This is a genomic window from Nonomuraea terrae (assembly GCF_004348995.1).
Taxonomy (GTDB): domain Bacteria; phylum Actinomycetota; class Actinomycetes; order Streptosporangiales; family Streptosporangiaceae; genus Nonomuraea; species Nonomuraea terrae.
This window is the reverse complement of record NZ_SMKQ01000255.1, coordinates 1-11,915: the sequence shown is the minus strand read 5'-3', so window position 1 is coordinate 11,915 and position 11,915 is coordinate 1. Positions and strand designations below refer to the sequence as shown.

The 11,915-nt window shown below is 73.0% G+C and carries 11 protein-coding genes; 8 read left to right on the top strand and 3 right to left on the bottom strand.

Going from position 1 to position 11,915, the window contains the following annotated elements:
• The first annotated feature begins 314 nt into the window (after window positions 1-314).
• From scpB to E1286_RS42075, 5 genes are all read left to right on the top strand, one after another.
• Entirely contained in the window at window positions 315-821 is a 507-nt protein-coding gene (gene scpB / locus E1286_RS42095) for an SMC-Scp complex subunit ScpB (RefSeq protein WP_246075635.1), read from the top strand.
• Window positions 818-2,884, top strand: coding sequence for a pseudouridine synthase (locus E1286_RS42090; protein WP_246075634.1), 2,067 nt, complete (start codon window positions 818-820; stop codon window positions 2,882-2,884). Before scpB ends, E1286_RS42090 begins: the two co-directional genes overlap by 4 nt.
• Window positions 2,885-2,953: 69 nt before the next feature.
• Window positions 2,954-3,313 carry a chorismate mutase gene (gene aroH, locus E1286_RS42085; RefSeq protein WP_132622158.1) on the top strand — a complete coding sequence of 120 codons (360 nt, stop codon included), beginning with the start codon at window positions 2,954-2,956 and terminating at the stop codon, window positions 3,311-3,313.
• Between the two features lie 73 nt (window positions 3,314-3,386).
• Entirely contained in the window at window positions 3,387-4,478 is a 1,092-nt protein-coding gene (locus E1286_RS42080) for a prephenate dehydrogenase (protein ID WP_132622156.1), read from the top strand.
• Between the two features lie 67 nt (window positions 4,479-4,545).
• A complete protein-coding gene (locus E1286_RS42075; RefSeq protein ID WP_132622154.1) occupies window positions 4,546-5,694 on the top strand; it encodes an NAD(P)/FAD-dependent oxidoreductase in 1,149 nt (382 codons plus the stop codon).
• 62 nt (window positions 5,695-5,756) lie between these two features.
• On the opposite strand, the gene E1286_RS42070 is transcribed toward E1286_RS42075, so the two are convergent.
• Window positions 5,757-5,951, bottom strand: coding sequence for a DUF2795 domain-containing protein (locus E1286_RS42070; RefSeq protein ID WP_132622152.1), 195 nt, complete (start codon window positions 5,949-5,951; stop codon window positions 5,757-5,759).
• Between the two features lie 46 nt (window positions 5,952-5,997).
• The gene (locus E1286_RS42065) at window positions 5,998-6,843 is read right to left on the bottom strand and encodes a glycosyltransferase family 2 protein (protein ID WP_246075633.1); all 846 of its coding nucleotides are present in this window, start codon (window positions 6,841-6,843) and stop codon (window positions 5,998-6,000) included.
• Between the two features lie 113 nt (window positions 6,844-6,956).
• On the opposite strand from E1286_RS42065, the gene cmk reads away from it, so the two are divergent.
• The 3 genes from cmk to aspS all read left to right on the top strand — a co-directional run bounded on the left by cmk (window position 6,957) and on the right by aspS (window position 10,641).
• Window positions 6,957-7,649, top strand: a complete 693-nt coding sequence (gene cmk / locus E1286_RS42060; protein ID WP_246075632.1) for a (d)CMP kinase — start codon at window positions 6,957-6,959, stop codon at window positions 7,647-7,649.
• Between the two features lie 39 nt (window positions 7,650-7,688).
• The gene (gene der / locus E1286_RS42055) at window positions 7,689-9,080 is read left to right on the top strand and encodes a ribosome biogenesis GTPase Der (RefSeq protein WP_132622150.1); all 1,392 of its coding nucleotides are present in this window, start codon (window positions 7,689-7,691) and stop codon (window positions 9,078-9,080) included.
• A 295-nt stretch (window positions 9,081-9,375) separates the two neighbouring features.
• On the top strand, window positions 9,376-10,641 hold the full coding sequence (gene aspS / locus E1286_RS42050; protein ID WP_132622148.1) for an aspartate--tRNA(Asn) ligase: 1,266 nt from the start codon (window positions 9,376-9,378) through the stop codon (window positions 10,639-10,641).
• 165 nt (window positions 10,642-10,806) lie between these two features.
• Here aspS and E1286_RS42045 read toward each other — a convergent pair.
• Window positions 10,807-11,915, bottom strand: a 1,109-nt coding sequence (locus E1286_RS42045) for an MFS transporter (RefSeq protein WP_246075631.1), incomplete at its 5' end; no start/stop codon positions are given.

The window sequence follows — 11,915 nt, the reverse complement described above, 5'->3', positions numbered from 1 at the left end:
GGTCGTCGGGGGCCGGGGCCGAAGACGCGGGCGCGACAAAGGTCGCCGAGCTCGGCGGTGCCGGCGACTTCGGCGAGCCGAGCGGGGCCGTGGGCTTCAGTAAGCCGGGCGGCGCTCTCGACTCCGCCGAGGCGAGGGGGATCGTCGGAGAGGACGTGTTCGCCGGTGTGGATCCGCCAGCCGGTGTGGACCTGCCAGCTGGTGTGGACCTGCCAGCTGGTGTGGACCTGCCAGCTGGTGTGGACCTGCCCGTCGACGATGACGGGCCCGCTGTCGCGGCGCCGCCGTTGGAGGCGGCGTTGGAGGCGATCCTGATGGTCGTCGACGAGCCCGTCGCCGAGGTGACCCTCGCGCAAGTGCTGGAGCGGCCCACCCATGAGGTCGCGGCGGCCCTGCGCGGCCTGGCCGCGGAATACACCGCCTCCGGGCGGGGTTTCGACTTGAGAGAAGTGGCGGGCGGCTGGCGTTTCTACACCCGTGCCGACTGTGCGCCCCTGGTCGAGCGGTTCGTACGCGACGGCCAGCAGACGCGGCTGACCCAGGCCGCGCTGGAAACCCTCGCGGTCGTGGCCTACCGGCAACCGGTGAGCCGTGCCCGCGTCGCCGCCATCCGCGGCGTCAACAGCGACGGCGTCATGAGGACGCTCGTCGCCAGGGGGCTGGTCGAAGAGGCCGGCACCGACCCGGAGAGCCAGGCAGTGCTCTACCGGACAAGCTCATACTTCCTTGAACGTCTGGGACTGCGGGACCTGAGCGAGCTCCCCGAGCTCGCGCCCTTCCTCCCCGACGACGTGGAAAACCTCGAGGAGACAACACAGTGATCAACAGGCGCAGCACCCCGTCCGGTGATGGACGCGGTCGTGGACGTACCGGAGGCTCCGGCCGAGACGGACGTCCCGCCTTCCGCTCCGGTGACGCCCGTGGCAACCGCGGGGGCTCCCGCGGTGACGAGGGCGCCCGCCGCGGCGGCTTCCGTGACAACGACTTCCGTGACGACAACGCCCGTGGCGGCTACCGCGACGAGGGCCCCCGAGGCGGTGCCGGGCGAAGCTCGTCCCGGCGCGACGACTCCCGTGCGGGCGACTCCCGCGGGGGCGACTCCCGGGGCGGCGGACGCGAGGCGTCCCGGCGGGACGACTTCCGCGGCGGAGCCCGCGACGGCCGCGACGCCCTCCGCGTCGACCGGGGCGGATCCCGCGCCCGGTACGGCAGGCGCGATGGCGACACCGACCGCGGCTACACGCGTGACGCCCGCCCTGCGCGCGACGACCGTGGTCCGCGCGGCGATCGCTTCACGCGCGACGACCGCGGCCCAGGTGACAGTCGCTTCACGCGCGATGACCGTCCCGCACGTGACGACCGCGGCCCACGTGACAGTCGCTTCACGCGCGATGACCGTCCCGCACGTGACGACCGTCCCGCACGCGGTGACCGCTTCACGCGCGATGACCGTCCCGCACGTGACGACCGTCCCGCGCGCGGTGACCGCTTCACGCGCGGTGACCGTCCCGCACGCGGTGACCGCTTCACGCGCGATGACCGGGGCTACTCACGTGACGCCCGCCCTGCGCGCGACGACCGCGGTCCACGCGGCGACCGTTTCGCGCGTGATGACCGGCCCGCGCGCCAGGACCGCTTCGCGCGCGACGACCGGCCCGCACGGGACGACCGCTTCGCGGGCGGTGACCGTGGTGGCCGGGGCTCGCGTGGCAACGACCGCGGGTACCGTGAGAACCGGTACGCCCGGGACGACCGGTACTCGCGCGGTGACGACCGACCCTCTCGCGGTGACCGGGACGACCGGTACGGCCGTGGTGAGCGCCCGGACCGTTACGGGCGCGAGCAGCGTACCGAGCGTGATGAGCGGGGCGGGTTCCGGGCCGGACGTGGCGGGCGGCGGGACGACGCCGCGGGTGCCGGCTCCGCGCGCGCCCGCTACGGCAGGCGCGACGCCGGCGAGCGCGCCCCCCGCGACGACCGGCGCGCCCCGCGCTCGCCCCGTCGCGACGACGTGCAGACCGTCGGCGGCAGGCGGCAGGAGTCGCAGCCGCCGGTCGGCAGCCCCCAGCAGGCCCGGGTGAAGGCCAACAGGCAGCCCCTGCGTGACCGCGACCTCTACCCCGAGGGCTACACCGACGAGCGCGACACCACCGAGGTCCCCAACGGCGTACGGCTGCAGAAGGTGCTCGCCCAGGCGGGTGTCGCGAGCCGCAGGGCCTGCGAGGAGATGATCGGCGACGGCCGTGTCACCGTCGACGGCCAGGTGGTCCGCCGCTTCGGCGCCAAGGTCGACCCGGCCAAGCAGGTCATCCACGTCGACGGCAAGCGCATCCCGACCGCGCCCGACCTCGTCTACTACGCCCTGAACAAGCCCATCGGCGTCGTCTCCACCATGAACGACCCGCAGGGCCGCCCGTGCCTGGCCGACTACGTCGAGGAGCTGGCGCCGAGGCTGTTCCACGTGGGCCGGCTCGACACCGAGACCGAGGGCCTGCTGCTGCTCACCAACGACGGCGAGCTGGCCAACCGGCTGACGCACCCCAGCTACGGCGTGCAGAAGAAGTACTGGGCCAAGGTGCCGGGGCCGATTTCGCGCGATCTCGGCCGCCGCCTCAAGCAGGGCGTCGAGCTGGAGGACGGCATCGCGAGGGCCGACAGCTTCACCGTCGTGCAGGAGCACGGCCAGCAGGCGCTGGTGGAGGTCGTCCTGCACGAGGGCCGCAACCACGTCGTACGGCGGATGCTGGAGGAGTCCGGCCACCGGGTGATCGACCTGGCCAGGATCGAGTTCGGGCCGGTGAAGCTGGGCCGGACGAAGCCGGGCACCGTCAGGGCGCTGACCCTGAAGGAGGTCGGCGACCTGTACGCCGCGGTGAAGTTGTAATCTGACCGGACGCAGGAGCCCGTGCGCACTCCGCACGGGCTCTCCGGCTATCGAAGGGGACGATTCCACATGGTGCGGGCGATCCGCGGGGCGATCCAGGTGGACGCCGACGACCGCGACGCGATTCTCGCCGGGACGACCGAGCTGGTCAACGCGATCATGGAGCGTAACGAGCTCACTCCCGACGCCGTGATCAGCGTGCTGTTCACGGCCACCCCCGACCTGACGGCCGAGTTCCCCGCGCTCGCGGCGCGCAAGCTGGGCTTCCACGAGGTGCCGCTGATCTGCTGCACCGAGATCGGCGTACCAGGCGCGCTGCCCCGCGTCGTACGGCTCATGGCCCACGTCGAGACGGACCGCCCGCGTTCGGAGATCAACCACGTCTATCTGCGGGGTGCGGTGGCACTGAGGCAGGACATCGCGCAGTAAGCTGCGCAAAGCAGGTTATGCAGGCGGGGCGCGCCCCGAGGCCCCGTCCACCGAACAGCCTTCAGGAACCAAGATGGATCTACGAACCGTGCTCGTCGTCGGCACCGGCCTCATCGGCACGTCCACGGCGCTGGCGCTGCGCAAGCGGGGAGTGCGGGTGCTGCTCGCCGACCGCGATCCGGGAGCCGTACGGCTGGCGCGGGAGCTCGGGGCGGGCGAGGAGTGGCGTCCCGACGGCGGCGAGCCGGTCGGGCGGGCCGACCTGGCGATCATCGCGGTGCCGCCGGCCCACGTGGCCACCGAGCTGCTGGAGCTGCAGCGGATCGACGCCGCCCGGTTCTACACCGACGTCGCGAGCGTGAAGGCCGAGCCCATCCACCGGGCCGCACAGCTCGGCTGCGACCTGTCCTCCTACGTCGCCTCGCACCCGCTGGCCGGGCGCGAGAAGTCCGGCCCGGGGGCCGCGAGGGCCGATCTGTTCCTCGGGCGGCCGTGGGCGCTGTGCCCGACGGAGGTGGCCGACCCGGAGGCGCGGGCGGCCGTGCTGCGGCTGATCGAGCTGTGCGGTGGCAACGCGGTCGAGGTGAACGCCACCGACCACGACCGTGCCGTCGCCGTGGTCTCCCACGCGCCCCACGTGGCGGCCGTCGCCGTCGCCGCCCGCCTGGCCGACGCCACCGACGTGGCGCTCGGCCTGGCCGGCCAGGGCGTACGCGACGTCACGCGCATCGCGGGCAGCGATCCCGGCCTGTGGCTGGGCATCCTGTCGGGCAACGCCTCACCGGTCGCCGAGGTCCTGGAGGCCGTGGCCGGTGACCTGGCCGACGCCGCGAACGCCCTGCGTGCCCTGGCCGAGGGCGACGGCACCGCCACCAACGAGATCGTTCAGCTGCTCAAGCGCGGCGTGGCGGGCCACGACCGCATCCCCGGCAAGCACGGCGGCCCCGCCCCCGCGTACGCCGTCGTCCAGGTCGTCATCGGCGACCGTCCCGGTCAGCTGGCCCGGCTGTTCCAGGCGTGCGACGAGGTCGGCGTCAACGTCGAGGACGTCCGCCTGGAACACGCCCCCGGCCTGCCCCTGGGCATCGCCGAGCTGTCGGTCGAGCCCGACGCGGCCGTCACGCTCACCCGCGCGCTGCACGAGCGGGGCTGGCAGGTTCCCTAGGAGCCGATGTCACATCCGCGCCTCCTCGATTCGTCTTCACCGGCGAACGACCTTCAGGAGGCACGCAATGACTCACATCCTGGTACTGGGCGCGGGCTACACCGGCGTCGCGGCGGCTCTGCGGGCCGCGCGCGGGACCCGTCGGATGGGCGGCAAGGTCACGCTGGTCAACGCCTCGCCGAGGTTCACGCAGCGGCTCCGCCTGCACCAGACGGCGGCGGGGCAGCGGCCGGCCGAGCACCTGCTCGCCGACGTGGTCGCCGGCTCCGGCGTCGAGCTGGTGCTGGGCCGGGTGGCCGCGCTCGACCCCGCAGCGCGTGAGGTCCGGCTCGACGACGGCCGCGTGCTCGGCTACGACAAGCTCGTCTACGCCCTCGGCGCCGTCACCGACGCCTCGGTCCCCGGCGTGGCCGAGCACGCGTACGTCTACGACCGCCACGACCAGGCCGTACGGCTCGCCGAACGGCTTGGCTCCCTCACGGGCGGCACGGTGGTCGTGGCCGGCGGCGGGCTCACCGGCGTCGAGTCGGCCACTGAGATCGCCGAGTCCCACCCCCGCCTGCACGTCGTCCTGCTGAGCAGGGGACGGCCGGGCGCCATGATGGGGCCGGCCGCGCGGATGTACCTGGACAAGGCGCTGGAACGGCTCGGCGTCGAGGTGCGCGCGGGCGTGCAGGTCATGAAGGTGCTCCCGGGCGGCGTCGAGCTGGCCGGCGGCGAGCACCTCGACGCGGCGGCCACGCTCTGGACCGCCGGCACCCGCGGCCTGCCCCTGGCCGCCGAGTCCGGGCTGAGCGTGGACACGCGCGGCCGGATCGTGGTGGACGCGGCGCTGCGCTCGGTGTCCCACCCCGACGTGTACGCCGTCGGCGACGCCGCGGCGGTCAGCCAGCCGTTCGGGGTCCTGCACGGCACCTGCCAGAGCGGCGTCCCCATGGGCCTGCACGCGGGCGACGTGCTGACCGACGAGCTGCGCGGCAGGACGCCGAGGCCGTTCAGGTTCGGCTATTTCCACCAGCCGCTCAGCCTGGGGCGGCGGGACGCCGTCATCCAGTTCACCCGGCCGGACGACAGCCCGCGCCGGTGGTACCTGACCGGGCGGCTCGCCGTGGCCTACAAGGAGACCGTGAGCAGCAGCCCGTTCCCGACGTTCCGGATGCTCAAACGGGGTCTGGTGCCTGTACGGGCGTTCGCGCTCACCGCCGGGCTCGGATGACGGGGAAAGGCTCGGATGACAGGAAAGGCGCGGCGGGCGAGCCCGCCGCGCCTCCATGATGTCTAGCGTTTGGTGACCGCCTCGCTGACGGCGTTCGGGCCGTCGTACTCGCGGTCGGGCATGGCCTCCAGAGCCTGGACGATCTCGTTGCTCGCGTTGTGGTCGCGGGCGGCCTTGACGAGGTCCTGCTTGCTCGCGGGGTAGTCCACTCCGCTGAGGTGTTTCTGCAGGTCGATCGGATTCGGTGCAGTGCTCATACCTCCCTTGCTGCCCCCACCCCGGGGGAGGTAACGACGTGCGCCGTCAGCCGGACCGCTCCAGGACGCGCCGCGCCCGCTCCACCGCGACCGGCAGGCTCCGCCGATCGGCCAGCGCCCGGGGCAGCCGCGGCACCGCCGTACGCAGGCCCTCCCAGCCGGCCGGGCCGCGGCGCAGGGCGTCCAGGGAGCGCCGTGCCACCACCCCCCACGGGCGGCGCAGCACAGCGGTGAGCACGGCGTTGCGGGTGGCCAGCACCTGCCGGCCGCGCGGGTCCTTCGGCGGCGAGGGATGGTGGTGTGCCACCACGTCGTCCACGTACGCCAGCCCCCAGCCCTTCGCGGCCAGGTCCACCGCCAGCCGCTCCTCCTCGCCGAAGAAGAAGATCACTTCGTCGAACCCGCCGGCCTCCAGGAAGGCGTCCCGGCGCACCACCGCCCCGCACGCCAGGAACCCCAGCACGCTCGGCCCCGGCAGGTCGGACTCCACGCCGAGCGGCGAGTCGCGCATCTGCTCCGACACCGTGTCCAGCCGCTCCTGCGGACCGACCAGCACGCGCGCGCCCAGCACCGCCAGCCGGGGATGGGCGTCCAGCACGTCCGCCGCCCGCTCCAGCGCCCCTGGCGCCCACCAGGAGTCGTCGTCGGCGAAGGCCACGTACGGGGTCTTCGCCTGCTTGACGCCGATGTTGCGCGCGGGCGCGCCCAGGTTGACGCCCGCCTCCACGACCTCGACGTCGGGGAAGTGGCGGCGGACGAACGCGGGCGTGCCGTCGGCCGAGCCGTTGTCCACGAGGATCACCGGGCGCGGGTGCAGGGGCAGCGTACGGGTCAGCGTACGCAGCCTGTCCTTGGTCGCCACCACTACCGTGACCCGGGATCCGTTCCTCACACCGTGTCACTTACCGCCCGCCGGTCCCTTAGTCATCCGCAGTGGCTGGATCGCCGACCGAGCGGGACACGGTAGCCTCTTCGCGTCGGACAAAACGTGAAGAGGGAGAGGCCGTGACCGGTCTGGTCGTCGCCATGGACGGTCCTTCGGGGTCGGGTAAGTCGAGCGTGTCGCGCGGGGTCGCCCGGGCGCTGGGCCTGCGTTACCTCGACACCGGGGCGATGTACCGCGCGATGACCTGGTGGATGCTGAGCCAGGGCGTCGACCTCGGCGATCCCGCCGCGATCGCGGCCCGCTGCGTCGAGCCGTCCATCCAGCCCGGCACCGACCCCGACGGTCCCACCATCCACGTCGACGGCGTCGACGTGGGGGGGCCGATCAGGGAGGCCGACGTCACCGGCGCGGTCTCCGTCGTCGCGGCCGTGCCCGAGGTACGGGTGCGGCTGGTCGCGTCGCAGCGCGAGATCATCGGCGCCGGCGGCATCGTGGTCGAGGGCCGTGACATCGGTACGGTCGTCTGGCCCGACGCCCCCGTCAAGGTCTACCTGACGGCGAGCCCCGAGGCCCGCGCCCGCCGGCGCAGCGCCGAGGTGGCCGGCTCGACGGTGGAGGCGCAGCAGCAGGCCATGGCCCGGCGCGACGCGCTCGACTCGACACGCAAGACCGATCCTTTGTCGATGGCGGCAGGCGCCGTCGAACTCGACACCACCGCGCTGACTCTCGACGAGGTCATCGCCGAGGTGTTGAGGCTGGTCGCGGAGCAGGCTTCCCTGAGTGGCCGCGACCAGATACACGAGCGCACCTGACCCGATCGGGTGCGGGACTCACATTAAGGACGAAATATCGTGTCTACGGGGGACTGGGTCGAGGCCGACCTAGACGAACTTGAGATCACCGAGCACGGCGACGAGGCTCCGCTGCCCGTCGTCGCCATCGTGGGGCGGCCCAACGTCGGCAAGTCCACGCTGGTCAACCGCGTCATCGGCCGCCGCGAGGCGGTCGTGGAAGACGTCCCGGGTGTCACCCGCGACCGCGTGACGTACGAGGCCAACTGGCGTGGCCGCCGCTTCACCGTGGTCGACACCGGCGGCTGGGACCCCGACGCCACGGGGATGAACCTGCGCATCGCCGAGCAGGCCCAGGTCGCCGTCGAGCTGGCCGACGTGATCGTGTTCGTGGTCGACGCCACCGTGGGCGCGACCGACGCCGACGAAACCGTGGGCTCGGTGCTCCGGCAGTCCGGCAAGCCGGTCATCCTGGCCGCGAACAAGGTCGACAACCAGCAGATGGAGCTGGAGGCGGCCGCGCTGTGGTCGCTCGGGCTGGGGGAGCCGTACCCGGTCTCGGCCCTGCACGGGCGCTCCAGCGGCGACCTGCTCGACGTGGTGCTCGAGGCGCTGCCCGAGACGCCCGAGGTCACGTTCGGGGCGCAGCGCGGGCCCGCCCGCGTGGCGCTGCTCGGCAAGCCCAACGTCGGCAAGTCCTCGCTGCTCAACAAGCTGGCGGGGGAGGAGCGCGTGCTCGTCGACCCGATGGCCGGCACCACCCGCGACCCCGTGGACGAGCTGGTCGAGCTGGGCGGGCGCACCTGGCGCTTCGTCGACACGGCCGGCATCCGGCGGCGCGACCGCGAGCTGCAGGGCGCCGACTTCTACGCCGCCATGCGCACCCGCGCGGCCCTGGAGCGCACCGAGGTGGCCGTCGTGCTGATCGACGCCAGCGAGCCGCTCACCGAGCAGGACCTGCGCATCATCGGCCTGGTCATCGAGTCGGGCCGGGCGATGGTGGTGGCGTTCAACAAGTGGGACCTCGTCGACGAGGACCGCCGCTACTACCTGGAGAAGGAGATCGACCGGCAGCTCGTCCGCACCCCGTGGGCGCTGCGCGTCAACATCTCCGCCAAGACCGGCCGCCACGTCGACCGGCTGGTGCCGGCGCTGGAGAAGGCGCTCGACTCGTGGTCCACGCGGGTGCCGACGGCGCGGCTCAACGCGTTCCTCACCGAGCTGGTGCAGCAGACGCCGCCGCCGGTCCGGGGCGGCAAGCAGCCGAAGATCCTCTTCGCCACGCAGGCGTCCGTCGAGCCGCCCAAGTTCGTGCTGTTCACCTCCGGCTGGCTGGAGGACACCTACCGGCGCTTCATCGAGCGGCGCATCCGTGAGGAGTTCGGCTTCGCCGGCTCGCCCATCGAGGTCACGATGAAGATCCGCGAGAAGCGCGGCAAGAAGGAGAAGTAATCGTTTTGCCGCCGGTCCCGGGTGATCGTAGGATCGGCGGCAACACGTCGACGGAGACGAGTAGCCAGCGGACCGCACAGGTCCAGAGAGCCGCCGGTAGCTGCGAAGGCGGTCCCGTGCCCCGCCGGTGAAGACACTCCCGAGTGCGGGGAGGAAATGCCCCGCCGGTCTGACCCCCGTCACAGGGTCCTTCGAGGCCGCCTCCTCCGCGAGGCGGCGAAAGTGCGGTGGCACCGGGAGCTCCCTTCTCCCCCGCACTCCCAAGGGGTCATGCAATTCCTCGTGAGGAGCTGTAATGATCTCTCGTGTCCTGTCGGCGGAGCTCGCAGAGCACGCCGGGCAACGAGTGACGATCGCCGGCTGGGTCCATCGCCGCCGGCGGCTGAAGTCCGTGTCCTTCCTCATCGTCAGAGACCGCAGCGGCCTGACCCAGGCGGTGGCCGCGTCCGGCGACCTGCCTCCGGAGGAGAGCGTCGTCCAGGTCACCGGTACGGTGGCCACCGGCTCCCAGGCGCCCGGAGGCTACGAACTGGTCTCACCCGAGATCGAGGTGCTGGCGCAGCCGAGTGCGCCGCCGCCGTTCGACCTCTACCGTCCCGTGGTCTCGGCAGCCCTGCCGACGGTGCTCGACCACGCGCCGGTCGCGCTGCGCCATCCGATGCTGCGAGCGCCCCTGGAGATCTCGGCCGCGAGCGTGGCAGGGTTCCGCGAGGCGCTCGACCGGCTCGGCTTCACCGAGATCCACACCCCGAAGATCGTCGGCTCGGCCACCGAGTCGGGCGCGAACGTCTTCGGCATCGACTACTTCGGCCGGCCCGCGTACCTGGCGCAGTCGCCGCAGTTCTACAAGCAGGCCATGGTCGGGGTGTTCGAGCGGGTCTACGAGGTCGGGCCCGTCTTCCGCGCCGAACCGCACGACACCGTACGCCACCTAGCCCAGTACACGAGCCTCGACGCCGAGCTGGGCTTCGTGCGCGACCACCGGGACGTGATGGCGGTGCTGCGGGAGGCCGTCGCGGGCATGCTGGAGTCGGTACGCCGCCGCGCCCCGGGCGCGCTCGACCTCCTCGGCGTCATGCTGCCGGAGGTGCCCGCCGAGATCCCGGCCGTGCACTTCAGCGAGGCGCAGCGGCTGACGTCGTCCTCCGAGCCCGACCTGTCGCCGGAGCAGGAACGGTGGCTGTCGGAGTGGGCGCTGAAGGAACACGGGTCGGAGTTCCTCTTCGTCACCGGCTACCCGATGGCCAAGCGGCCCTTCTACACCCACCCCGACCCGGCGCGGCCCGGCTACTCCAACGGGTTCGACCTGCTGTTCCGCGGGCTGGAGCTGGTGACGGGCGGGCAGCGGCTGCACCGCTACGACGACTACGTGCGCGCCCTGGCCGCCCGGGGCGAGGGCACGCAGGCGTACGAGGGGTATCTGCAGGCGTTCCGGTACGGGATGCCGCCGCACGGAGGGTTCGCGCTCGGGCTGGAGCGATGGACGGCACGTCTGACAGGCGCCGCCAACATCCGCCAGACCACCGCCTTCCCCCGCGACCTCCACCGCCTCTCGCCGTGACCTCTGCGGTGCTCTGACGTCGAGCCGCCGCGACCCCGGGCGAACCACACCCGGGGCCGCGGCGGGCCCGTGCGATGGCGCGGCCTGGGCCCGTACGACGCGCGGCCGGACGTTGGAGGAAGACCCGGCCCACGCGGCCGAGACGCGGCGGCCCGGCCCGGTCGCTCAAGCGGGGCGGGTTCGGTGAGGGACGAGGAAGGCGACGGCGGCGCCGAGGACGCAGACGACGGTGGTGACCAGGAACATCTCGGTGTACTCGGTGTGCAGGGCCGCCTGCACCTGGGCGGTGTAGTCGGCCAGCCGCTGCTGGTAGGTCTCCGGGTCCACCCCGAACGGCAGCGGTGTGTCGAGGTCGGCCGTCAGCGACTGGAAGCGGTGGAAGCCCCACGCCGACACCGCCGCGATGCCGATCAGCATGCCCATCATCCGGGCCACGACGACGGCCGCCGAGGCCACGCCGTGCTGCGCCGCCGTACTGACTCGCAGGACCGCCGAGGAGACCGGCGCGATCACCAGGCCGAGGCCGAGCCCGGCGATGACGAGGTCGCGGTCGAGGGCCAGGCCCGCGCCCGCCAGGTCAGGCGGCCAGCGGCTCATCAGCGCGAAGCCGGCCGCCGCCACCGCCATGCCCGCCACGGCGACGTACCGGTCGCCCAGCCTGCGGGCCAGCAGGCCGCCCAGCACCGCGCCGACGGTCAGGGAGGCGAGGAACCTGGCCAGGAACAGCGCCGCCTCCAGCTCGTCCATGCCCAGCAACGTCTGGGCGGCCAGCGGGACGAACACCATGGTGACGAGCAGCGCGGCCCCCGCGAGGAAGCTCACGCCGAGGGTGGCGAGGAGCGGAGTCTTGGGGGTGCCGGTGAGGTCCAGAAGGCGTACGGGGGAGCGGATCTCCCACCAGACGAAGCCGCCGGCGGTCACCGCTCCCGCAGCGATCAGCGGCAACCCCCAGGGCGGGAGGACGGCATGCGCGGGGTCGGGGTTGTACAGGCCGACGACGAGCAGCCCCAATGCCAACGCCAGCAGGCACCCGCCGACCACATCAACCCGCGGCCGCACCCCACCGGCACCGCCCTGGCCGCCGGCGCTGCCCGGGTCGCGAGGACCGGCCTCAGGGCTGTCCGGCCCCCGGGGCCCGGCCAGGTCGTCAGGCCCGGCCAGGTCGTCAGGGCTGTTCGGTTCATGAGGGCCGGCCGGGACGCTGAGGCGGGAGTGCACGGTGAGGGGGCCGTCCGCGCGAAAGCGGTTCTCCGCCGGGAGGGGTCTGCCGGTGG